The organism is Pseudorhodoferax sp. Leaf267 (genome assembly GCF_001422405.1).
In the GTDB taxonomy this organism is placed as follows: Bacteria; Pseudomonadota; Gammaproteobacteria; order Burkholderiales; family Burkholderiaceae_C; genus Pseudorhodoferax.
The window spans coordinates 417,184-440,723 of record NZ_LMMV01000022.1; the positions used below are offsets into that span (position 1 = coordinate 417,184).

Consider the following 23,540-nt stretch of genomic DNA (forward strand, 5'->3'; position numbering starts at 1 on the left):
GTCGTGACGGTTAGGGGCGTTCGCGCCAGCCAGCGCGCGCACCGACGGTCTTGCTGTTGCGCAGAACCATGGCCGGGCTCGCCGGGTGGCGCAGCTGTGTCTGCTCGGGCCTGCGAAAGAGCAGCGCCGGGCCCGGCGCGGTGCTCACCATGCCGATGGCCGACGCGTCAACGCCGGCATCTGCCACTGCGAATGCGGGCTGGGCCGCAGGCTGGCCGGTCAGCAGATTCAGCACCGAGAGATACGCGGTGCCGGCGTTCCAGGGCACGGCCGGGCTCGCGGCAGCCCAAGGGGTGGGCACCACGGTGTGCACCAGGATCTTCTGGCCCTCGAAGCTGCGTGGATGCAGCAGCACACGCTGGCCTGCGAGCGGCATGTCGATCCACCAGCCGCGGTGCCGGTCAGTTCCTGTATAGGAGACGGCTACGCGGCTGGCGCCGTAGTAGGCCGTGCCGTCGACCGTGGACTGGTGCGTGTAGCGCTGTTGCACGAGGGTCGCCGGGCGCGCTGCGGTGCCCACCAGGGGCTGCCCGTCGGTGATCTGGACCGCCCCGGCCCGCACGGCCAGGGCACTGTCGTCGTGCAGGCCGTAGATGGACTGCACGTTCCGGCTGGGCCCGTCGCTGCGCTGCAGGTTGCGCCCCGTGCCGACCGCCAGCATGACGCCGCCTTGCGGGTGCGGCATCCAGTAGGGCGCTGTGGTCATGGGCTGGCGCCTGCCTTCGGCATCGCGGGCGATGAAGAAGGGCTGGCCGTCGAAGGCGACACGCCAGGCGGCGCCGCCCTCGCCGTCGTTCCTGCCGCTGAGGTCGAATTTCCAGAGGTGGCCTTGCAGGTCGCCCGCGTAGGCGAGGTCAACCATGCCGTCGCCATTGACGTCGATCAGACGGGGCGCCGACAGGCCGTTGTCGCCAGCCACCGCGCAGGACGGCGCGGCCGCGCAGGGCGAGAGCCTGTGCAACTCACGCGCGCCGTCCAGGTACTGGATGAGCAGTACCGGCCGACCGCTGGCGCTGAAGTAGCCGTTGCCCATGACCGCGGCCCAGCGGCGGTTGTTCAGTTGCACGACTTGGCGGCTGCGGTTGGGGTCGGCCTCGTCGACCACGGGTGGGGCGAAGATCTGGCCCAGATCGGGGTCGGCGCTGTCCGTCAGGTCCACGAGCACGGTGCTCGCGGCATTGGCTGCGGTGAACCGTTCAGGATCGCTGATGTCGAGCAGATAAAAGCCATTGCCGCCTGCCCCCAGTGCGCCGACGAGCACGGTCTTTTTGGCGCCGTGCTCGCCGACGGGTGCATCGCCAGCGAACACCGGGCCGTCCACGGTGGGCCGGTCGGCGGCTGCCGCTGCCGTCAGCGCTGCCAGCCGTGGCAGCACGCCCCTGGGCACGTATGCGATCTTTTCTCTGCCGTCGTCGGCATCGAAGCCATGCAGCATCCCGTCGTTGGCGCCCACGAAGACCATGGCCTTGCGCGCGCTGCCGCGTCGGCCGACGAACCAGACGTTGGCATTGACGATGGCGCCGAGCCGCGATGCGCGCGGCCGAAAGCCATGCGCGCCTTCCGCGCGGCGGTCGCCACGCAGGTAGGCCAGCCCCTGCGCATCGAGCCCTTGCATGGACAGGGTCTCGCGCAAGCCGGGCGGCAGGTCGGCCCATTGCAACGCGGTGCCGACCTGCCCTGCATCGGCTGTCAGCACCAGGCGGTCTGCGATCTCGGCTTCGCTGCGCGTGTCGAGCATGCGCGCTGCACTCCATAGCGCTGTGTCGTCATCGGCTGCGCGCTGGGCCACCACGTCGCCGGCCCGGGTCTGTGGATCGTGGCGTGCGACGAAGACGCGCGGGTGGCCCAGCAGGCTGGAGCTCTCCGCGGCGATGGCAACGCTCAGCGGCTCGGCACCCGCCGAGGAGCAGGCGACGAGCAGCGCCAGCGCGTGGAGGAAGCGTGGCGCCGTCATTGCATCTGCTCGCTCGGGTAGGGAACGAACACGCTTTTGACGACGGCGCGCGTGCCCGGCTTGAGCCCGAGCGCCACGGCCGTGATGCGGTAGACAAAGGGGCGGACGGGGTCGGGCTGCAGGTGGCCGCGGGCCTTCAGGCTGTCCGGCCCGATGTCATAGAGGAAAGCCTCGATCCAATACCACGCGCGTGCAGGCGTCGGCGCAAGCAGCGGGTTGCCCGTAACGGCGCTGGCGGCGAGGCCGCTGCGCGTGAACTGACCGTAGTGCGCACCGACGGCCTGCATGGTGTCCAGTGCGTCTTCGATGTGTTCCAGCGCCTGCAGGCTGGCGGGGAAGCAGATGCCGTCGCGGCAGGGGATGGCAGCGCCCACCTGCACCAGTGCGCGGGCCTCCTCGAACTCGTCGATGCTGCTGGGGAAATACGGCGCGCCTGGCAGTGCCTCGCCCCCGCGCATCCGGCAGCCGATCGCGCCAGGCGCCAGCGGCTGGCAGGGGCTGCCGTCTGGCAGCACGCCGAGGATGTCGATCTCGGCGTCGCGCACCAGCGCCTCTGCCGCAGCCTGGGCGCGCAATTGGTCGCTCTGGTGGCCGACCAGCATCTCGTGCAGCAGGCCAGAACGCGTGTTCGCGGCGACGGCCAGGACGCACAGCACGAGCACGACCATGACCGTCAGCAAGGCGACACCGCGTTGAAGCTTTCGCATCGGGCGCATGGCGAATTCAGAGCGGAAGGTTGCGCAGGGTGAAGGTGGCCTGCGCGACGCGGCGCAGGCGGCCATCGGCCGGGATCGTGCCGCCGTGGCAGTCGAGCAGGTTGGCAGCCGGGGTTGGCTGCAGGCTGCGCTCGCTGGCGATCTGCAGGCACACCTGGACGGCGCGGACGTCGGCCCAGCCCGTGCCCACGCTGGCGGCATCCACGAAACGGAAGCGCGGCCCCGATGTGGAGTCGGTCCGCAAGCCGTAGCGCACCTGGAAGTCCTCTACACGGTCCGCGATGGCCTGGCTGCCCGTCCCGCGGTGGGCGCCCAGGCAGCGCAGCACACCGGCGGCGACGCTGAAGCGACTGTCCACCCTAATCCCGGATTGTTCCGCGTCCGGGCGGTTGCCCAGGCAGTCCCGCGTGTCGGCTCCGTCCTGATGGCTCACGAGCAGGACGTCGGCCGCATGACCTCGGCCGTCTTCGCCGTACACGGCATGGCCGCTGCCGGCATGGCCGTCGAAGGCGCTGCTGAAGCTGACAGCTGTGCCGTTCAGCGCCGGCTGCAGTTCGACCGCGCCGGCCTGACGCAGCTGCTGGCCGATGGTCTGCATCGCGACATCGATCTTCTGCTGCAGGCGAAATGCCTCACTCTGAACGACCGTGCTGGCCTGCATGAAGGCCAGCGTGCCCAAGGCGGTCAAGGTGACCATGAGCCCGATCAGCAGGCCCGTGAGCAACTCGACGAGCATGGCGCCACGCTGGCGCCGGCGCGATTCACGGTTGCACATAGACGACGTGGCAATGCTGGCCTTCGGGGCAGTCCACGCCATGCGTGGCGGCCGTGACCGCAAACGGCGCGGTTTCCGCGTCTGTCGCCCTGCCATGGCCGCTGTGCAGCGACCAGGACACGGCAATGCCGATCTGACGCGGGTCGTCGCTGGAGCGGAACACCGAGGCATCGCCGGCCGGCAGCGCGCGCGCCAGCGCGGCACGCCAGGCGCCGAGGTCTGATTGCGCCAGCTCGCTTCCCGAGCAGCCGCTGGTGCAGTCCCGCACGGTCGGCATTTCGCCCCAGGCCAAGCGATAGCCACCGCTGGCCGCAGTGGCGTGGTTGAAGAGCATGCGATTGGACAGGTCGCCAATCAGCAAGATGGCGTTGGCCCGCGCGTTGGCATCGCGCCCGTCGACGAGCAGCCTCGCCTGCGTCCACGCAAGGCCGGCCACACCCAGGGCCAGCACGACGATGGCGACCAGAGATTCGATCAAGGACAGGCCGGTTTGGAGATACTGCCCACGCAAGGGGCGCCGGGATGTCAGCATGTCGTGGTTCCTTCGAGGGTGCGAACCCTGCCGGTGCGGTTCATGCACAGAGTTGTGGCGTGGGGCGTGTCGGCCACACCCGTGCCGTCGTCGGCCGGCAGTCCGACGATGAATTTGTGGGCCACCAGCACGGGGTAGCCCGAACGTGCGAACTGCAGCAGCGGCCCGCCACCCGGGTGCGCCAGGCGTACGCCTTGAGGCAATCCAAAGGTTTGCAGGATGTCGGCGGGATCGATGACCGAGGTCTTGGTGATGTGCTGGCCGGCAACCACGTGCCAACCGCAATGCCAGGCATCGCCGTGTGGCAGTGCAGTGGTGCAGTCCGTGCGGCGCACCAACGTGACCGTGGCGTTGCGGCGCAGTGCTTCCCAACGCGCCCACTGCAAAGCAGCGAGCAATTCCGTGCGTGTCGCTGCGATGCGCTGGCGTTCCAGCGCGGAGCGTAGAGGAATGGCCGCCAGGGAAGCGAGGATGCCGAGGATGGCGATGCAGACCAGCGCCTCGACGAGGCTGAACCCGAGCACCGTGCGCAGGTGCGGGGTAGGGGCTGATGGCGGATGCATGGATTGCCTGGCAGATCAGAATCTGCGGGGCAGTCTATGGACTCACTTGTCTACATCCTGCATAACAAGTTCACAACAAAACTTACCTGCATGCAATAAATAAAGCTTCGACTACTTTTTCACTTCGTCGACCAGTGTCTTGAATTCGTCGATGTCGGCGAAACTGCGGTAAACGCTCGCAAAGCGCACATACGCGACCTTGTCGAGCTTCTTCAGCTCACGCATGACAAGCTCGCCAATGCGATTGGATGGCACCTCGCGCACGCCGAGGTTCAGCAGCTTTTCCTCTACGCGGTCGATGGCAGCATCCATCTGCTCGGTGCTGACCGGCCGCTTGCGCAGCGCGAGCGCGAACGACGAGCGCAGCTTGGCGGTACTGAAGTCTGTGCGCCGGCCGTCTTTCTTGACGACTGCAGGGAAGCTGACTTCGGGCCGTTCGTAGGTCGTGAAGCGCTTGTCGCAGCCGCCGCATTGCCGGCGACGACGGATGAAGTCCCCGTCCTCGGCGATGCGGGTCTCCACCACCTGGGTTTCCGCATGGCCGCAGAAGGGGCACTTCATGGCAGGCGCTCGTCCTCGCGTGCTTAACGGTAGACGGGAAAGCGCGTCGTCAGCGCTGCGACCTTTTGACGCACCTCAGCCAGATTCGCTTCGTCGCGGGGCTTGTCCAGCACGTCGGCGACCAGATTCGCGGTCGCGCGTGCCTCTTCCAGACCGAAGCCGCGCGTGGTCATGGCTGGCGTGCCGATGCGGATGCCGCTGGTCACCATCGGCTTTTCCGGGTCGTTCGGAATCGCGTTCTTGTTGATCGTCATGTGGGCCGAGCCCAGCACGGCCTCCGCTTCCTTGCCGGTGATGCCCTTGGCGCGCAGGTCAACCAGCATCACGTGGCTTTGCGTGCCGCCGCTCACGATGCGCAGGCCGCGTGCTGTCAATGTCTCGGCCACCACCTTGGCGTTGTCCACGACCTGTTGCTGGTAGGCCTTGAACGCAGGCGCCATGGCTTCCTTGAACGCGATGGCCTTGGCCGCGATCACGTGCATCAGCGGGCCGCCCTGCAGACCGGGGAACACGGCGCTGTTGATGGCCTTCTCGTGCTGCGCCTTCATCAGGATGATGCCGCCGCGCGGGCCGCGCAGGCTCTTGTGCGTGGTGGAGGTCACGACATCGGCATGCGGCACCGGGTTGGGGTAGACCCCAGCGGCGACCAGGCCTGCGTAATGGGCCACGTCGACCATGAAGATCGCGCCCACGTCCTTGGCCACCTTGGCGAAGCGCGCAAAGTCGATGTGCAGGCTGTAGGCCGAGGCGCCGGCGATGATGAGCTTGGGCTTGGCCTCGTGCGCACGGCGCTCCATGGCGTCGTAGTCGATCTCTTCCTTGGCGTTCAGGCCGTAGCTCACCACATTGAACCACTTGCCGCTCATATTCAACGGCATGCCGTGCGTCAGGTGGCCGCCTTCGGCCAGGCTCATCCCCATGATGGTGTCGCCGGGCTTGAGGAAGGCCAGGAACACAGCCTGGTTGGCCGAGGCGCCGCAATGCGGCTGCACGTTGGCGGCGTCGGCACCGAAGATCTGCTTGACGCGGTCGATGGCCAACTGCTCGGCCACGTCGACGTGTTCGCAGCCACCGTAGTAGCGGCGGCCGGGGTAGCCTTCGGCGTATTTGTTGGTGAGCTGCGAGCCCTGCGCGGCCATGACGGCCGGCGAGGCGTAGTTTTCGCTGGCGATCAGCTCGATGTGGTGTTCCTGGCGTGCGTTCTCGGCCTGGATGGCAGCGAACAGCTCGGGGTCGGCTTGCTCGATCAGGATGTTGCGGTCGTACATGGCAGTCCTCAAAGGTATGGCCTTGTATCAGTACAAGGGCTGCCCAGGCGAACGGCTGAACGCGGTGGATCGGAGATCTCGCGGTGCGCTTCCCAGTGGTTGTCCAGGAGCAGAAATGTCCTGCGGGCCCACGTCAGCAAAGGGTCTGCGTCGACCTCTGCCTATCGCCAGTTGCGCACGGGCGCTAGTGTAGCCCAGGCCCCACTCAGGAGCTGGACATGGACACCAGCGTGTCTGGCGTGGGCTCCGGCGTCTCTGCCGGAGCCACGGCGGGGACGGTCTGCGGCACCGGCGGCGGCAACGCGCGACCGGTCGCCACCTGGAACAGGCGCGCATGTTCGGCCAGGACCTTCATGGCGTAGTTCTGGCCGATGTCGCTGTTGCCCGCACCCACGTAATGCTGCAGCCCACCCTCGACCGAGCCTGCGCGCGCGATGCATTCCTGCAGGATCTTCACGCCCACCTTGAGATTGGTCAGCGGGTCGAAGGCCGCCATGGCGCCGCCGAAGCTTTCGTACTTGGCAGTGTGCACGCGCGTCATGACCTGCATCAGGCCCTGGGCGCCGACCGTGCTCTGCGCGAACGGGTTGAAGCCCGATTCAATGGCCATCACGGCCAGAATCAACGTCGGATCCAGCTTGGCGAGGCGGCCGACCTCATAGGCCTCGGCGACCAGGGCACTCACAGGTTCGGGCGCCACGCGGTACTTCTTGCTGAGCCAGAACGCAACGGCTGCCTGCTGCTTGGGCAGATGGGCCGGGTCGCTGGCCGTGGCGCGTTCCACTGCGCCAGGTTCCGACGGTTGCCAGACGGGTTCCGCCACGGCGACCACATTGCGCTGCTGCAGCCAGCCCATCAGTTCGACCTCGACCGACTGGCGCAAATCGGGACGCGCGATCGCAGCCCCTGCGCACAGGACGACGGCAAGCCCTACCAATGCAAAGCCGTTGTGGGTGATCTCGAAGAATCCCTGCGCGACGTCGGAGCCGAAGGTGCGCAGGCCGCGCACAAAATTCCGTAAAACTTCCATAGCCTTCCTCATCTCAGCAGCCGGGACCCACAGCGATTTGCTGAGGCGCTCGGCTTGGCGATTGGGTGGGGTCTGTTCCGGAATCGCAGCAGTCCACTGCGCGGACGCGATTCACCTGCCAGGCGGCAGTACGGGTAAACCCCAAGTCCCCGTAAGGGGGTCGGGCGGATTGTGAAGTGGCTTTAATATCAAGTCAAGAATAACAAATAGACATGTAATTTCAAAAAGTGCTAACAAACCGCAACCCTGACGGCGTCCGCCGACGCTAGCGCGTGCCTTAGTTGTCAACACAAACACTTCAATCACAGCGCTGCGCGCGATTGAGACAAGGGCTTTGAAATGCCCGGGACGCACCGCTAAAGTGAAGGCGCTTGCACGACGCGAGCATTCACTGGAAGGAGCGATCAATGGCCTCGTTGCCAAGCGATCGCAAGCTCTGGTAACCCTCGAAGGCAATCTCTTGCCTTCACCGTATGGCAAGACATTGACCTCTTGCCTGCGAAACCGGTGGCAAACGACGATGAGTCGGCCACCCAGCCCGGTTGCAGGACTCGCTCTTGCGCCGGGCTTTCTGTTTCAGGCCGCCGCCATCCGTGCCGATCCTGCGCAGTACCATGCCGCCCATGCGCACAGGGCTTCTTCACCGCATTCCGGCCTGGCTTCGTCGCACAGGCTACGTGGTCTTGGGCCTGGCCTTCTTCTGGAGCATGGCGCTGTGGTGGCTGCCGGCACTGCTCAAGCCGCAAGCGGAGCGCGCGATCGAGCAGGCGCTCGGCCGCAGGGCCAGCATCGGCGCCGTGGAGTTCCGGCCCTGGACGCTGGAATTGACGCTGTCGGACTTCGTGCTGCACGGGCAGGACGGCCGCAGCGAGCAGGTTCGGGTGGGGCAGCTCTATGCGAACCTTGCGCTGCAGTCCGTGTTGCGTCTGGGGCCGGTGATCCAGGCGTTGCATGTCGGCCAGCCGCACGTCAATCTGACCCAGCAGTCCGCCGGCCACTACGACATCGACGATATCCTGGCCAGGCTGGCAGCACCGCAGAACACCCCGCCCGGCAAGCCTTTACCGTTCGCAATCTCCAATGTGACGCTGTCGGGTGGCGAAGTCGATGTGCACGACGCGGTGGTTGGCAAGACGCACACCGTACGCAGCCTGGAGCTCGGCATTCCATTCTTGAGCAACCTGCCAGCGTACGTCGAGACCGAGACGCAGCCGCGGCTGGCGTTCAGCTTGAATGGCAGCGCGTTCGATTCGGCTGCGCAGAGCACGCCGTTCGTCGACTCGCGTCGCACGCAGGCCAGTCTCAAGGTCGCGCGGCTGGACCTGCAGCCTTATCTTTCCTACCTGCCGTCCGGCTTGCCCATGCAGTTGCAGGCGGGCGTGGTGGACGCCGAGCTGCACCTGCGGTTCGTGCAGACGCCCAAGCCCTCCGTGGTGCTGGACGGGCATCTCGCGCTGCAGGATCTGCGAGCGGCCGACCCAGGCGGGAAAGACCTGCTGCAGATCGAGCACGTGGCGCTGGACATCGCCGAGCTGCGCCCGTTGGAACGCCTCGTGCGGCTGTCCTCGTTGGACGTCGTGGCGCCGCGCCTGCAGGTCCGGCGCGATGCGGCGGGCCGGCTGAACCTGGCACCCCGCGCCGCCGAGACCGCTCAGCCCGTACCGGCGCCAGAGGCCGCACCGGCCCCCGCCTGGACCGTGACGCTGGGCAAGGCTGGCTTGAAGGGCGGTCGGGTCGGCTGGACCGATGCCGCAGCATCGCCCTCCGGCGCCCCGGCCGAGCTGGCGTTGGACCAGCTGGAGCTCACGCTGGAAGACCTGCAATGGCCGTTCACGCGGCCGTTGCGGCTGAGCGGCTCCACACGCGTGGCGGGGGCCGGGACGGCGCAGCAAGCCGCGCCATCGCCTGCGGTGCTGACCTTCAGCGGCGGCGCCACCGACCGGTCGGCCGACGTGCAATTGACAGTGGAGCACGCCGGGCTGGATCTGGCCGCGCCGTATCTGGCGGGAGTGCTCAAGCCCGGTCTGCAGGGCGATCTGTCTGCCGAGCTCGCCCTGGCCTGGCAGGCCGACGCGGGCCTGGTCGTGGACGCCGAGCGCGTGACGCTGGGCCAGCTGGCCTTGGGCACGCCCTCGGCACGCGGCCGCAACGCCCAGGCGACGGTGGATTCCCAGGAGGCCAGCATCCGCAAGCTGGAACTGCGCAAGGCCCGCGTCGATGTCGCGCGCCAGGCCGTCGACATCGGCGTGCTGAGCGTGGACCGGCCGCGCCTGGCCGTTGCCCGTGACAGCACTGGCCGCTGGATGTTCGAGCCCTGGCTGGTGCCCGCTGCGACGCCTGCCGCGACGTCCGCACCCGCCAAACCCTGGACTGTCACGCTCGACAGCCTGGAATTGGACGACGGCGCGCTGGCCTTTGCCGACCAGGCCACTGCGCGGCCCGTGGCGCTTGGCGTGTCGGGACTGCGTGTGCGGGCGCGCGGGCTGCGCTCGGACCGGATGGCGCAGCCCTCGGCGCTGGAGTTGTCGGCTGCCGTCGCGTCGGCCCAGACAGCGCCGGGCCAGATCACATTCAAGGGCCAGCTGGCGATGCAACCCCTGGTGGCCCAGGGTGAGGTCGACACCCGGCAATTGCCCCTGCACGCGCTGGAGCCGTACTTCGGCAATGCGCTGAACCTGCAGATCGCGCGCGCCGACACCAGCTTCAAAGGCAAGGTGCGCTATGCGGCGCAGGCCGGCGGCCCGGCCTTGCAACTGGCGGGCGACCTGGGCGTGGAGGACTTCCGTTCGCAGCAGCGCGGCGGCGCCACGCCGGGCGGCGCGGGCGGCAGGCGCGACCTGCTGACCTGGAATGCGCTGCGCCTGCGCGGCCTGGCCGTCGACATGGCGCCGGGATCGGTGACTTCCGTGGCCGTCCAGCAGACCTCGCTCAGTGACTTCTATGCGCGCGTCATCGTCGACGAGAGTGGGCGCATCAATCTGCAGGACCTGGTCAAGGCCGAGGCATCGGCACCCGCCGCACCGGCAGCGCCTGCGTCGGTGGCCGCCGCCGCGCAAACCGCAGGCCCCAGCATCCGCTTCGGCCCCATCGAGGTGCAGAACGGCCGGGTGCTGTTCTCCGACCGGTTTGTGAAGCCCAACTACACGGCGAACCTCACGGAATTGCGCGGCCGGCTCAGCGCCTTCGATTCCGCCGGTGTGGCCGGCGGCAGCCCGGCGCTGGCGGACCTGGAGCTGCGCGGTCGGGCCGAGGGCACGGCCTCGCTGGAGATCACGGGCAAGCTCAACCCGCTGGCCAAGCCGCTGGCGCTGGACATCTACGCCAAGGTGCGCGACCTGGAACTGCCGCCGCTGTCACCCTATTCCGTCAAGTATGCCGGCCACGGCATCGAACGCGGCAAGCTCAGCGTCGACCTGCACTATGAAGTGCTGCCCAATGGACAACTGACGGCCAGCAACAGCCTGGTGCTGAACCAGCTCACGTTCGGCAACCCGGTTCCTGGCGCGCCGGCCAGCTTGCCGGTGCGGCTGGCGACCGCGCTGCTGGCGGACCGCAACGGCGTCATCGACCTGAATCTGCCGATCCAGGGCTCGCTGAACGACCCGCAGTTCAGCCTGGGGCCGGTCATCCTGAAGATCATCGGGAACCTGATCCTCAAGGCCGTCACCTCGCCATTCAGCCTGCTGGCCAGTGCCTTCGGCGGCGGCGGCGAGGAACTGGGCCGCGTCGAATTCAAGCCCGGCAGTGCAGCCCTGGACCAGGAAGCCGAGAAGCGCCTGGACAAGGTGGCCACCGCGCTCACCGATCGGCCGGCGTTGAAACTGTCGGTCGTCGGCAGCGCCAACCTGGACGCCGAGCGCGTCGGGATGCAGCGCGAGCGCCTGCAGCGGATGCTGCAAGCTGAAAAGCGCCGCCGCGACGTCGCCGCCGGGCAATCCATCCCGTCGGGCGCGCCAGGACAGGCCCCGGTGCCGATCGGCGACGACGAATACCCGGAGCTGCTCAAGGCGGTCTACCAGCGTGCCGAGCTGGACAAGCCGCGCAACGCGCTGGGCCTGGCCAAGGACATCCCCGGCGCCGAGATGGAGGCCCTGCTGATCGCCAGCATGCAACTGTCCGACGATGCCGCACGCAACCTGGCCGTGCAGCGCGGCGTGGCGGTGCGCGACTACCTGGCGTCCAAACAGGTACCGCTGGAACGGCTGTTCCTGGGTGCACCCAAGACCCTGCCGGCCGATGCCGCCGGGCCGCCACGCGCCGACCTGGAACTGGCAACGCCCTGACCCTGTCTACGCGCTTGCGCAAATGCGGCGAAAATACGCGGTGAACCAGCGCGCCGTCCATGGCGCATTTCCTTTTGTGCCTCCTGCAGATGCCGCGCTTGCCCGCTGCATCACATCTTTCTAGAACGCCCGTGGTGACTTCGACCTCTTCCAAATCCCAAGACCCTCATCCGCTCGACGCGCTGACCGGGGGCGCCTTTTCCGCTCCGACCTCGGGCGAGCGCGCTGCGCGCGTGCGCGACTGGCTCGCCACCAACCCGGACGCCGAGCAGATCCAGCAGGTGTTCCAGGACCTGAGCGTGCGCGACCGCGGCGCGGCCAAGCCCCTGCGCGAGAAGCTCGACGAGATCAAGCGCGCGCGTGGCCAGGAGGTCATTGCCGCCGAATGGGCCGCCAAGGCCGGCGCGCTGCTGGAGCTGCAACGCCTGAACATCGCCGACGCCATGGCCTGGCAGCGCGACGCCGCCAAGGCCGGCGCGCCGCTGTCCAAGGAGCCGCTGGCTTCGCTGAAGACGCAGCTGGCCGACCGCGTGCGCGGCATCGAGGACCTGCAGCACCGCGTGCAGGTGCAGCGCGAGGCGGCCGTGCTGCTGGCCCAGCGCATCGAAGTGCTGTCCACCAAGCCCTGGCAGGACGCGCTGGCCGTGCTGCCCGTGCTCAAGACCGACGTCGCCCACTGGCAGGAACAGGCCGAAGGCCTGGCCGGTGATGGCAATTGGGCCAGCGTGGACAGCCGCTTCCCGCCCCAGCTCGATGCCTCCAAGGCGCAGTTGCTGGTCGTCTGGGATGCGTTTCAGGCTTCGCTGGAGCAGGCGCGCGTCGCGTCCGAAGACGCAGCTGCGCCGCTGCCGCCGGTGCCGGTCTGGGCCGATGCGCTGCGCGTGGCGCGTGGCGAGACGTTGGAGCCCGTGGCCGCGCCCGCAGCGCCCAAGCCGCCGCGCCCGCCGGTCGACCCGGCCGTGCGCGAGCAGGCGCAGCAGCGCGTGAACGAGGCGCTGGCCAAGCTGCAGCAGGAACTGACCGAAGGCCATGGCAAGGCCAGCAGCGCCGCCGCGGCCGCGCTGCGCAATGCGCTCAAGGAAAACAGCCGCGCGATCGACGACAAGCTCGAAGCCGCCGCCCATGCCGCACTGGCCTCGGCCGGCGAACTGGAGGGCTGGCAACGCTGGCGCGCCGACCAACTGCGCGAAGAACTCGTCATCAAGGCCGAAGGCCTGCTCAAGCGGCCCGAAGGCCATGCGCTGGGCGGCCGCAAGATGCAGGACACGCTGCGCCAGATGCGCGAGCAGTGGAAGCAGACCGACCAGGGCGGCGTGCCCAACCATGCCCTGTGGAAGCGTTTCGACGAAGCCTGCAATGCCGCGCACAAGGTCGTCGAGGACTGGCTGGACAAGCGCAAGACCGAAGCCGCCGAACACAAGGCCCAGCGCCTGGCGCTGCTCGAAGAGCTCAAGGCCTGGGGCGCCGAACACGCCGCGTCCACCGACTGGAAGCTGCTGGGCCGCAGCCTGCACCAGTTCGAGAACCGCTGGCGCGAAGCCGGCCACCTGGGCGAGAAGGTCTTTGCCGACCTGCAGACCCAGTGGAAGGAAGCCATCCAGGCTGCGGCCGCGCCGCTGGAACAGGCCCAGCAGGCCAGCATCGACCGCCGCCGCGCGTTGATCGAAGAGGCCAAGGTGCTGGGCGCTGCGCCCATGCTGCGTATCGACGCCGTCAAGGCACTGCAGCAGCGCTGGCAGTCCGAGGCGCAGACCATTCCGCTGGAACGCAAGTTCGAACAGAAGCTGTGGGACGCGTTCCGCAAGCCCATCGACGAAGCCTTCCAGCGCAAGACCGAGGAGCGCGAGAAGGCCGCCGGCGCCATGAGCCAGGTCGATCGTGCGGTGCTCGACGCCGCGCGTGCGGTCGAGGCGGCCAATGCGAGCGGCGATGCGCAGAAGATCCGCAGCGCGCTGGCGGCGCTGGAGGCGGCAACGCGCGGCCAGGCGGCTGCCGTGGCGGCTGAAAACGCGGCGGCTGCTGCAGCCGCGGCGCCGGCCGCTGCGCCGGCCGAGGGTGCGGCTCCGGCAGATGCAGCCGCCGCCCCGTCCGAGGCGGTTGCACAGGGCGAGGCCTCCGAGGCCCCGGCGCCTGCACCCGCACCGGCGCCCGCACCCGCGCCCGTGCGCAAGCCCGTGGTGGCGATGCGCGGCGATGACCGCCCTGGCAACCAGCGCTCGCAGCCCGCGCCAGCACGCCCTGCCGGCCGCTTCGGCGACCGCGACCGCGGCGCGGCACGCCCTGGCGAGAACCGCTTCGAACCGCGCCGCGACAGCCGTGATGGTGGCCGTTTCGGCGCCCGCCCGCCGATGGCCGACCGCGGCCCGCGCCTGGGCGATGCCGCCTTCCGTGCGCAGCGCGAGGCCATGGACCACGCCCAGGCAGCGCTGCGCAAGCTGGCGGCGCAGGCCCACGGCGAGGTGCTCACGAACCTGCTGACCGCCTGGGAGAAGCGCGAGGCCGAGCAGGTGCCCAGCGCGCAGGAGCTCGGTGCCGGCGTCAATTCGACCGTGCGCGGCCAGTGGGTGCAGAGCATCTCGGCGCCGGCGAGCGACGCCAGCGCGGCCTCCGAGGCGCTGCTGCGCCTGGAGATCGCCGCCGAAGCGCCGACGCCGGCCGAGCAGATCAGCGCGCGCCGCATGTTGCAGTTGCAGCTGCTGACGCGCCGCAATGACCCGTCGCCGGCCCAGACCTGGGCGCAGGACACGGCCAAGGTTCTGGCCAGCCCCTACGACGCCGCGAACGCACGCCGCGTGCAGAACGTGCTGAAGGTCCTGCTCAAGCGCTGATCGAAAGGGTGCCCCACCCGGGGCGTTCCTGCCAAAAAGAAAAGCGCCCGAGGGCGCTTTTCTTATGGGGAAGTGTCAGCCGGGCTCAGACGCGCTTGCGGTATTCGCCCGTGCGGGTGTCGATTTCGATCTTGTCGCCTTGCGCGACGAACAGCGGCACCGGGATCTCGAAGCCGGTCGCGATCTTGGCGGGCTTGAGCACCTTGCCCGAGGTGTCACCCTTGACGGCCGGCTCGGTCCAGGTGATCTCGCGCTCCACGCTGGTCGGCAGTTCGACCGAGATGGCCTTGCCGTCGTAGAACACCACTTCGACGGGCATGCCGTCTTCCAGGTAGTTCAGCGCGTCGCCCATGTTCTCGGCTTCGACTTCGTACTGGTTGTATTCCTCGTCCATGCAGACATACATGGGGTCGGCAAAGTAGGAATAGGTGCAGTCCTTCTTGTCCAGGATGACCTGGTCCATCTTGTCGTCGGCCTTGAACACCACTTCGGTGCCGAAGTTGGCGATCAGGCTCTTGAGCTTCATGCGCACGGTGGCGGAATTGCGGCCGCCGCGGCTGTATTCGGTCTTGAGCACGACCATGGGGTCCTTGCCGTGCATGATCACGTTGCCGGCGCGGATTTCTTGAGCGATCTTCATAAGGGTTCAGTCGGAGGTTGTGAAACCCGGGGCAGCGAGGCCGCCGGGGCGCAACCCTCCACTTGAATGGGCTGCGTCAGGATGTTGCGAGAATTCGCAAAGCCCGGCATTTTAATGCTTTTCGTGTGCGAATCGGATCAGCTGGGTCGCCAGATCCGTCTGAGCCTGCAGGGTCTTGCGGGCTTTGTGCACGCAGTCCTGCCATTCGGCCAGCCGGGCCGGGCTCAGTTCCGGCAGGGTGCCGGGCGCCAATCCGTTCCAGACCGCATGGGCTTCGCGCAGCGATGGCGGGGCCTGCAGCCAGTCCAGGAAGGCCTGCAGTTTCTCCGCATGCGCCCCGTCGTCCTGGGGGTAGATCTGCCACACGAAGGGCTGGCCGGCCCACAGCGCGCGCAACAGGGAATCCTCGCCACGCACGAAATTCAGGTCGGCGGCCCACAGCATCTCGTCGAAGGCGGGCTGCGGCACGGCGGGCAGCCAGGTGACGGGCAGGGTCGGTGCCAGGGCGCGCACGGCAGCGGCGGCCCGGCCTGGCGTCACGAGCAGGTGCACGTTCGGCTGGCCCAGCAGATCGGGCAAGGCGCCGGGTTCGTAGCAGAACAACGAGACGGCCAGCGTGCCCGGCGCGACGCCGTGGCGCGCGCGCCAGGCCGCGACATCGAAACTCTGCTGCCGCTGCAGCAGGTCCGCCTCACGCAGCAGCCCGCCCGTGTCCGCCGTGAACCCGGGGTAGAAGAACCAGCGCGTGCGCCCGGCCGCAGGCCCGGCCATCACGGGCGAGGGCAGGGCATGGCAGCGCGCCACATAGCCCTCGGCCGACAGGTATTCCAGGTTGATCCAGGCCGGCGCCGGATCGGCCTGGCCGATGTCGGCCAGCACGGCCGGTGGCGGTTCGCAACCGAAGGCCTCGATGACGACCTCGCCCAGACCGCCAGGCGGCGCGATGTCCTGCCAGGGCAGCACTTCCACGCCAGCCTGGCCACCGGGCGCCATCCACGCCAGCGCGCGCACGTCGTCGCACCACAGGCGCACCTGCTCGCCGCGCCGCGCCAGCTCGCTCGCCAGCCGCCAGCACACGCCCAGGTCGCCGTGGTTGTCGATCACGCGGCAAAACAGCTCCCACTTCATGGCGCGGCCCCGGCCTGCAGGTGCTCGACCAGCAAGCGCGCCACGCCGCCGGGCGCCTCCTGCGCACGCAGGCACAGCATCAGCCGGCGAAGCGCCCAGGGCTCGTCCAGCGCCACGAGCCGGATCGCCAGAGCGCGGAAGATCAGCGCGCTCTGGCGCGGGATCAGCCCGATGCCCAACCCGGCCGCCACCATGGAACACAGCGCGTCGTAGCTCGTGACCTGCATGCGCAGCCGCAGCTCCTGCCCGGCCTCGGCCGCCGCGCGCACCAGCTGGTTGTGGATCGCGCTGCCCGGGTGCATGCCGACCACGTCGTAGGGCAGCGCGTCGGCTAACTTCACGCGCTTGCGCCGCGCCAGCGCGTGCGTGGCCGGCACGGCCAGCACGAGCTCGTCCTCGCGGTACGGCAGCAGCTGCAGCCGGTCGCCATACGCGCCTTCGTTGAGGATGCCCAGGTCGGCCGCGTTCTCGGCCACCGAGCGCGCGATCGCCGTGCTGATCTGCTCCTGCAGCCGCACCTGCACCTGCGGGTGCCGCGCCATGAAGCGCTGCAGCTCGTCCGGCAGGAACTGCGTGATCGCCGAGATGTTGGCCACCACGCGCACCTGGCCGCGCAAGCCGCTGCCGTAGTCGCGCATCTGCGCGGCGATCCCGTCCAGGTCGTTCAGCACGCCGCGCGCCATGTGCAGCAGCGCGTAGGCGGCCGGCGTGGGCTGGCTGCCGCGGTTGCTGCGCGCGAAAAGCTCCACGCCCAGCTGCTGCTCCAGCTCGGCCAGCCGCCGGCTTGCAGCCGAGGGGGCGATGTGTTCGCGCGCGGCGGCGCGTGCGATGGCGTTCTCCTCCATCACGGCCACGAACAATCGCAGGGAGACAGGATCGAGTTTCACGGCGCCGAGTCTGCCATGCCGGATTGCGATGGCGGCGTCGCGCATCAGCGTTTTGCGCCCACGCGGGCCTGCCGCATGATCCGGCCCCACGCAAGGAGACGAAGACGATGCAGACGCGCGATGCACAACCCACCCCGCTGGCCCTGGCCGGTGTGCGCGTGGTCGAGATGGGGCAGCTGATCGCCGGCCCGTTCTGCGGCAAGACGCTTGCCGAGTTCGGCGCCGACGTGGTCAAGATCGAGCCCCCCGGTAGCGGCGATCCGCTGCGCAACTGGCGCATGATCCAGAACGGCACCTCGGTCTGGTGGCAGGTGCAGTCGCGCAACAAGCGCTCGCTGGCGCTGGACCTGCGCCAGCGCGAAGGCCAGGACATCGCCCGCAAGCTCATCGCCGAGGCCGATGTGCTGATCGAGAACTTCCGCCCCGGCACCCTGGAAGGCTGGGGCATGTCGCCCGAGGAACTGCACGCGCTGAACCCCGGCCTGGTGATGCTGCGCATCTCGGGCTACGGCCAGACCGGCCCGTACCGCGACATGCCCGGCTTCGGAGTGGTCGGCGAGGCCATGGGCGGGCTGCGCCAGCTGACCGGCGAGCCCGGCCGCGTGCCGGTGCGCTGCGGCATCTCCATTGGCGACACGCTGGCCGCGCTGCACGGTGCCATCGGCGTGCTGACCGCCCTGTACCACCGCAAGGTCAACGGCGGCCAGGGCCAGGTCATCGACGTGGCGCTGCACGAGGCGGTCTTCAACTGCATGGAGAGCCTGATCCCCGAGTACAGCGCCTTCGGCGCCGTGCGCGAGGCGGCTGGCAGCGCCTTGCCCGGCATTGCGCCCAGCAACGCCTATGCCTGCACCGACGGCTGGGTGCTGGTGGCCGGCAACGGCGATAGCATTTTCAAACGGCTCATGGCCACCATCGCCCGCGACGACCTGGCCAACGCGCCCGACCTGGCCGACAACGCCGGCCGCGTGGCCCGCGTGGCCGAGATCGACGCGGCCATCGGCGCATGGACCGCCGGCCGCACCGTCCAGCAGGTGCTGGACCTGCTGGGCGCGGCCCGCGTGCCGGCCGGCAAGGTCTACACCGCGCGCGACATCGCGGAAGACCCGCACTACCGCGCGCGCGGCATGCTGCTGCAGCAGACCACGCGCGACGGCGACACCGTCACCGTGCCGGGCGTGGTGCCCAAGCTGTCGGCCACGCCGGGGCGCATCCGCAGCAGCGCGCCGAAGCTGGGCGACGACACCGATGCCGTGCTCGCCGAGGCTGGTTTGACCAACGAACAAATTGCGCTGTTGCGCAGCAAGGGAGTCATCGCATGAACATCGACAACATCTGGAACGGCGCAGGCCGCCGCCTCTTCATGCAGGAGGTCGGCATGCGCGACGGCCTGCAGATGGAGCAGGCCTTCGTGCCCACCGAGGACAAGATCGCGCTGGTCAACGCCCTGTCCGCGGCCGGCCTGTCCAAGATCGAGGTCACCTCCTTCGTCTCGCCCAGCGCCATCCCCGCGCTGCGCGATGCCGAGATCGTCATGCGCGAGATCGCGCGCCGGCCCGGTGTGGTCTACACCGCCCTGGTGCCCAACGTGCGCGGCGCCGAGCGCGCCATCGAGGCCCGCACCGACGAGCTGAACCTCGTCATGTCCTGCAGCGCCACGCACAACCTGGCCAACCTGCGCATGACGCAAGAGCAGTCCTTCGCTGGCCTGGCCCAGGTCATCGCCACGGCACAGGCGGCCCAGGTGCCGGTCAACGTGTCGCTGTCCTGTGTGTTCGGCTGCCCGATGGAGGGCGATGTCGCGCCCGAGGCGGTGTTCGGCTGGGTGCAGCGCTTCGTCGACCTGGGCGTGGCCGGCATCACGCTGTGCGACACCACCGGCATGGCCTTCCCCACGCAGGTGCGCCAGCTGGCGGAGCAGGCGCGCCAGCGCTGGCCTGGCGTGCTGTTCACGCTGCACTTCCACAACACGCGCGGCATGGGCCTGGCCAACGTGCTGGCGGGCATCGCGGCCGGCGTGGACTGCTACGACACTTCGCTCGGCGGCCTGGGCGGCTGCCCCTATGCGCCGGGCGCCTCGGGCAATGTCTGCAGCGAGGAGATCGTGCACGCGCTGCAGCTCATGGGCTACGACACCGGCGTGGACCTGGGGCTGCTGATCGCCGCCGCAGAACGCCTGCCGGCCTTGATCGGCCACGAGCTGCCGGGCCAGATCGTCAAGGCCGGACGCCGTTTGGACCTGCACCCGGTGCCCTCCGACTTCGAGGCCACGCGCGCCCGCGCCCTGGCCCGCGCCTGATCCCATTTCAACAACGTAGGAGACAAGCATGATCGTCCGCCGCACGCTGCTGCTGGCCCTGGCCGCCGGCGCCTTCGCCGTCCAGGCCCAGGACTACCCGAACAAACCCATCACCCTCGTCGTGCCCCAGGCGGCCGGCGGCGCCAACGACGCGATCGCGCGCGTGCTGGCCCAGCGCCTGTCCGAGCAGCTGGGCCAGAGCGTGGTCGTCGACAACAAGCCCGGCGCGGGTGGCACGCTGGCCACGGCCAACACCGCGCGCGCCAAGCCCGACGGCTACACGCTGCTCGTCACGGCCGACAGCGCGCATGTGATCGGCCCGGCGCTGTACAAGAACCCGGGCTTCGACCCGGTCAAGGACTTCACGCCCATCGCGCCCATTGCCACGGCCGGCTACACGCTGGTGGCCAACCCGTCCTTCCCGGCCAACAACGTCGCCGAACTCGTGGCCCTGGCCAAGGCCGCGCCCGGCAAGTACACCTATGCCTCGGCCGGCAACGGCACGCTGAACCATTTGATCGGCGAGATGCTGCAAAAGGCCGCCGGCATCCAGCTGCAGCACGTGCCCTACAAGGGTTCGGCCCAGGCCGCGGCCGATGTGGCGGGCGGCCAGGTGCCGCTGTCGGTGCAAAGCCTGCCCTCGGTCATCGGCCTGGTGAAGAGCGGCAAGCTCAAGGTGCTGGGCGTGGTGAACGAGAAGCGCGTGGCCGCGCTGCCCGACGTACCCACGATTGGCGAGACGCTCAAGGGCTTCGGCCAGGCACCCTGGTACGCCATGTTCGCGCCGGCAGGCACGCCCGCGCCCATCGTCGCGCGGCTGCAGGCCGCCGTGGCGACCGCGCTGGACCAGAAAGAGACGGCCGACAAGCTGGCCGTCGTGGGCTGCGAGCCGTTCAAGGGCTCGGCGGCGCAACTCGCCACGCTGGTGCAGTCCGATCTGCCGAAATGGGCGCGCGTGGTCAAGGAGACCGGCGCCCAGGTCGATTAGTTTTATCAAAAGGAGACTTCGTTCATGCATCTCGCCCGCAGGCATTTCATTGCCCTCGCCGCTGCCGCGGCCATCGCCACACCGGCGCTGGCACAGGACTACCCGAACAAGCCCGTCACCCTGGTCGTGCCCACGGCCGCCGGCGGCACCACCGACCTGTCGGCCCGCATGCTGGCCCAGGCCATGGGCCCGCTGCTGAACCAGTCCATGGTGGTAGACAACAAGGGCGGCGGCAACGGCGCCATCGCGGCGAGCATCGTCAAGCGCGCCGTTCCGGACGGCTACACGCTGCTGCTGCAGTATTCGGGCTACCACGTGATCTCGCCCTTGCTGACCAAGGCGCACCAGTGGGAGCAGGGCGACTTCCAGCCCGTGGCCAATGTGATCTCGGCGCCGCAGATCATCGTGGTGCGCGAGGGCCTGCCCGTAAAGACCCTGGCCGAACTCATCGCCTACGCCAAGGCCAACCCGGGCAAGCTGAACTACGCCTCGTCGGGCAACGGCTCGCTGCAGCACGTGACGGGCGCCATGCTGGAGCAGCAGGGCGGCATCAAGATGGTCCATGTGCCGTACAAGGGCACGGGCCCGGCGCTGCAGGACCTGCTGGGCGGGCAGGTCGACCTGACCTTCGGCACGGCCCCGCCGTTCATGCCGCACATCCAGGGTGGCAAGCTGCGCGTGCTGGCCGTCACCGGCAAGGAGCGCCTGCCCAGCCTGCCCGAAGTGCCGACCACGGCCGAGGCCGGTTATCCCGGCGTGAACGCCACCTCCTGGTTCGCGCTGTTCGCGCCGGCCGGCGTGCCCAAGGCCATCGTCGACAAGCTGACAGCCGATGCGCGCAGCGTGGTGCAGAGCGCTGCGTTCAAGAAGAAGGCCGAGGAGCAGGGCGCCACGGCCGACTACCAGACGCCCGCGCAGCTCGGCGAGCGCGTCAAGGCCGACCTGGCGAACTGGGCCACGGTGGTCAAGAGCGCGAAGATCGAAGCCGAGTAGGCCCACGGCGGCAGGCACCAAAGGGGCACGGCCACAATACGGCCCATGTCCCGAGTGCATTCCGACGAACTCCTGGCCCAGGTGGCAGCGTTGCCTGGCATGCCGGGCGTGTACCGCTATTTCGACGCCGCCGGCGCGCTGCTGTATGTGGGCAAGGCGCGCGACCTCAAGAAGCGCGTGTCCAGCTATTTCCAGAAGACCCATGGCGGCACGCGCATTGGCCACATGGTGGGCAGCATTGCGCGCATGGAGACCACCGTGGTGCGCTCCGAGGCCGAGGCGCTGCTGCTGGAAAACAACCTCATCAAGACGCTCGCCCCCAAGTACAACATCCTGTTCCGGGACGACAAGAGCTACCCCTACCTGAAGATCACGGCTGCCGGGCCGACCGAGCTGTCGACGTCCCGACAGACCGCGCCATCGGACTTCCCGCGCGTGGCCTACTACCGCGGCGCGGTGGACAAGAAGCACCGCTACTTCGGCCCCTTCCCCAGCGCCTGGGCGGTCAAGGAATCCATCCTCTTGCTGCAAAAGGTGTTCCGCCTGCGGACCTGCGAAGACACGGTGTTCGCCAACCGCACGCGGCCCTGCCTGCTGTACCAGATCAAGCGCTGCTCCGGGCCCTGCGTGCACTACATCGCACCGGCCGACTACGCGCAGGACGTGCGCAACGCCGAGCGCTTCCTCGATGGCGAGACGCAGGAGGTGCTCAAGGCCCTGGAGCAGCGCATGATGGCGCACGCGGAGAAGCTGGAGTTCGAGCAGGCGGCCGAGCTGCGCAACCAGATGGGCGCGCTGTCGCGCGTGCTGCACCAGCAGTCCATGGACACCGGTTCCGACAAGGACGTGGACATTCTGGCCGTCAAGGTGCAGGGCGGGCGCGCCTGCGTGAATCTGGCCATGGTGCGCGGCGGGCGGCACCTGGGAGATCGGCCTTACTTTCCGAGCCACGTGGACGATGCGGTGGCGCTGCAGGCAGCCGACGGTGAGGGCGTCGCCCAGCCGGTCGAGGTGCAGGTGCTGGAAGCCTTCATCGCGCAGCACTACATCGACGTGCCCGTGCCGTCGGCGCTGATCACGAGCGAGCCGGTGTCCAAGGAGCTGATGGACGCGCTCTCGGCCCAGGCCGGCCAGCGCCTGACGGCGGTGCACAACCCGCGCGAGCAGCGCCGGCAATGGCTTGAGATGGCCGAGAAGAACGCCGCGCTGCAGTTGGCCCGCCTGCTCGCCGAAGAGGGCTCGCAGCAGGCCCGCACGCGCGCGCTGGTCGATGCGCTGGACCTGGCGCCGGACGACCTGGAGCAGTTCCGCATCGAGTGCTTCGACATCTCGCACACGGCCGGTGAGTCGACCCAGGCGTCCTGTGTCGTGTTCCACCACCACAAGATGCAGAGCTCGGAATACCGGCGCTTCAAGATCGAGGGCATCACGCCGGGCGACGACTATGCCGCCATGCGCCAGGTGTTGACGCGGCGCTACGCCAAGTTCGCGCCGGTGCAGGCCGAGGCGCATGACGTGTCTGCGGTGGAAGACCTCGCGCCGGAGCCCGATGCAGCCGCACCAGTCGAGGATCCGCCGGCTGGCGCCGAGCTGCCCGCCGAAGCGGCAGCACCCAAGGCCGCTGCGGCCACCGCACGGCTGCCCGACCTGGTGCTCGTCGATGGCGGCAAGGGCCAGGTCAGCATGGCGCGCGAGGTGTTCACGGCGCTGGGCCTGGACCTGGGCCTGATCGTCGGCGTGGAAAAGGGCGAGGGCCGCAAGGTCGGACTCGAAGAGCTGGTGTTCGCCGATGGCCGCCACAAGGCCACGCTGGCGCGTGACTCGGCCGCACTGATGCTGGTCGCGCAGATCCGCGACGAGGCGCACCGCTTCGCCATCACCGGCATGCGCGCCGCGCGTGCCAAGGTGCGCGTGGGGGGTAGCAAGATCGAGGAGATTCCCGGCATCGGCCCCAAGCGCCGCGCGCGTTTGCTGCAGCGCTTCGGCGGCGTGCGCGGCGTGGCCGCGGCCAGTGTGGAGGACATCGCCACCGTCGAAGGCGTCTCGCGCGAGCTGGCCGACCGCATCTACCGCGCCCTGCACTGACACGGTGCCC

18 protein-coding genes and 1 riboswitch are annotated in these 23,540 nt (G+C 68.9%); of the genes, 7 read left to right on the forward strand and 11 right to left on the reverse strand.

From position 1 onward, the window contains the following. Positions 1-10: 10 nt before the first annotated feature. The 8 genes from ASF43_RS21800 to ASF43_RS21835 form a co-directional block, all read right to left on the reverse strand. Complete coding sequence (locus ASF43_RS21800) at positions 11-1,954, reverse strand: pilus assembly protein (protein ID WP_056185553.1); 1,944 nt, start codon at positions 1,952-1,954, stop codon at positions 11-13. Beyond that, positions 1,951-2,661 carry a pilus assembly protein gene (locus ASF43_RS21805; RefSeq protein ID WP_162241842.1) on the reverse strand — a complete coding sequence of 237 codons (711 nt, stop codon included), beginning with the start codon at positions 2,659-2,661 and terminating at the stop codon, positions 1,951-1,953. The genes ASF43_RS21800 and ASF43_RS21805 overlap by 4 nt, the downstream gene beginning before the upstream one ends. A 16-nt stretch (positions 2,662-2,677) precedes the next feature. After that, positions 2,678-3,394 carry a PilW family protein gene (locus tag ASF43_RS21810; RefSeq protein ID WP_162241843.1) on the reverse strand — a complete coding sequence of 239 codons (717 nt, stop codon included), beginning with the start codon at positions 3,392-3,394 and terminating at the stop codon, positions 2,678-2,680. Between the two features lie 37 nt (positions 3,395-3,431). Continuing rightward, complete coding sequence (gene pilV / locus ASF43_RS31280; protein ID WP_056185561.1) at positions 3,432-3,977, reverse strand: type IV pilus modification protein PilV; 546 nt, start codon at positions 3,975-3,977, stop codon at positions 3,432-3,434. Then, the gene (locus tag ASF43_RS21820; protein WP_082498060.1) at positions 3,971-4,540 is read right to left on the reverse strand and encodes a GspH/FimT family pseudopilin; all 570 of its coding nucleotides are present in this window, start codon (positions 4,538-4,540) and stop codon (positions 3,971-3,973) included. Before ASF43_RS21820 ends, pilV begins: the two co-directional genes overlap by 7 nt. A gap of 111 nt (positions 4,541-4,651) precedes the next feature. Then, positions 4,652-5,101: a transcriptional regulator NrdR gene (gene nrdR / locus ASF43_RS21825; RefSeq protein WP_056185568.1), complete on the reverse strand. Its 450-nt coding sequence runs from the start codon at positions 5,099-5,101 to the stop codon at positions 4,652-4,654. 23 nt (positions 5,102-5,124) lie between these two features. Next, positions 5,125-6,369: a serine hydroxymethyltransferase gene (gene glyA, locus ASF43_RS21830; RefSeq protein ID WP_056185570.1), complete on the reverse strand. Its 1,245-nt coding sequence runs from the start codon at positions 6,367-6,369 to the stop codon at positions 5,125-5,127. A 34-nt stretch (positions 6,370-6,403) separates the two neighbouring features. Next, positions 6,404-6,554, reverse strand: a riboswitch (ZMP/ZTP riboswitch). A 20-nt stretch (positions 6,555-6,574) separates the two neighbouring features. Then, entirely contained in the window at positions 6,575-7,399 is an 825-nt protein-coding gene (locus ASF43_RS21835; protein ID WP_056185573.1) for a lytic transglycosylase domain-containing protein, read from the reverse strand. A gap of 623 nt (positions 7,400-8,022) precedes the next feature. Here ASF43_RS21835 and ASF43_RS21840 point away from each other — a divergent pair. Both ASF43_RS21840 and ASF43_RS21845 read left to right on the forward strand, forming a co-directional pair. Then, a complete protein-coding gene (locus ASF43_RS21840; RefSeq protein ID WP_235578330.1) occupies positions 8,023-11,682 on the forward strand; it encodes a DUF748 domain-containing protein in 3,660 nt (1,219 codons plus the stop codon). An 89-nt stretch (positions 11,683-11,771) separates the two neighbouring features. Continuing rightward, the gene (locus tag ASF43_RS21845) at positions 11,772-14,510 is read left to right on the forward strand and encodes a DUF349 domain-containing protein (RefSeq protein ID WP_056185779.1); all 2,739 of its coding nucleotides are present in this window, start codon (positions 11,772-11,774) and stop codon (positions 14,508-14,510) included. Between the two features lie 85 nt (positions 14,511-14,595). On the opposite strand, the gene efp is transcribed toward ASF43_RS21845, so the two are convergent. The 3 genes from efp to ASF43_RS21860 all read right to left on the reverse strand — a co-directional run bounded on the left by efp (position 14,596) and on the right by ASF43_RS21860 (position 17,165). After that, entirely contained in the window at positions 14,596-15,150 is a 555-nt protein-coding gene (efp, locus tag ASF43_RS21850; protein WP_056185577.1) for an elongation factor P, read from the reverse strand. Positions 15,151-15,261: 111 nt separating this feature from the next. After that, positions 15,262-16,278, reverse strand: coding sequence for an elongation factor P maturation arginine rhamnosyltransferase EarP (gene earP / locus ASF43_RS21855; protein WP_056185578.1), 1,017 nt, complete (start codon positions 16,276-16,278; stop codon positions 15,262-15,264). Beyond that, a complete protein-coding gene (locus ASF43_RS21860; RefSeq protein ID WP_056185782.1) occupies positions 16,275-17,165 on the reverse strand; it encodes a LysR family transcriptional regulator in 891 nt (296 codons plus the stop codon). Before ASF43_RS21860 ends, earP begins: the two co-directional genes overlap by 4 nt. A gap of 107 nt (positions 17,166-17,272) precedes the next feature. On the opposite strand from ASF43_RS21860, the gene ASF43_RS21865 reads away from it, so the two are divergent. The 5 genes from ASF43_RS21865 to uvrC are packed head-to-tail and all read left to right on the forward strand — an operon-like array spanning position 17,273 to position 23,530. Next, on the forward strand, positions 17,273-18,487 hold the full coding sequence (locus tag ASF43_RS21865; RefSeq protein WP_056185581.1) for a CaiB/BaiF CoA-transferase family protein: 1,215 nt from the start codon (positions 17,273-17,275) through the stop codon (positions 18,485-18,487). Then, positions 18,484-19,464: a hydroxymethylglutaryl-CoA lyase gene (locus tag ASF43_RS21870; protein ID WP_200932585.1), complete on the forward strand. Its 981-nt coding sequence runs from the start codon at positions 18,484-18,486 to the stop codon at positions 19,462-19,464. The genes ASF43_RS21865 and ASF43_RS21870 overlap by 4 nt, the downstream gene beginning before the upstream one ends. A 28-nt stretch (positions 19,465-19,492) precedes the next feature. Next, positions 19,493-20,452: a tripartite tricarboxylate transporter substrate binding protein gene (locus tag ASF43_RS21875; protein WP_056185584.1), complete on the forward strand. Its 960-nt coding sequence runs from the start codon at positions 19,493-19,495 to the stop codon at positions 20,450-20,452. 24 nt (positions 20,453-20,476) lie between these two features. After that, positions 20,477-21,445, forward strand: coding sequence for a tripartite tricarboxylate transporter substrate binding protein (locus ASF43_RS21880; RefSeq protein WP_056185587.1), 969 nt, complete (start codon positions 20,477-20,479; stop codon positions 21,443-21,445). A 45-nt stretch (positions 21,446-21,490) separates the two neighbouring features. Continuing rightward, positions 21,491-23,530, forward strand: coding sequence for an excinuclease ABC subunit UvrC (uvrC, locus tag ASF43_RS21885; RefSeq protein WP_056185590.1), 2,040 nt, complete (start codon positions 21,491-21,493; stop codon positions 23,528-23,530). Positions 23,531-23,540: the final 10 nt, after the last annotated feature.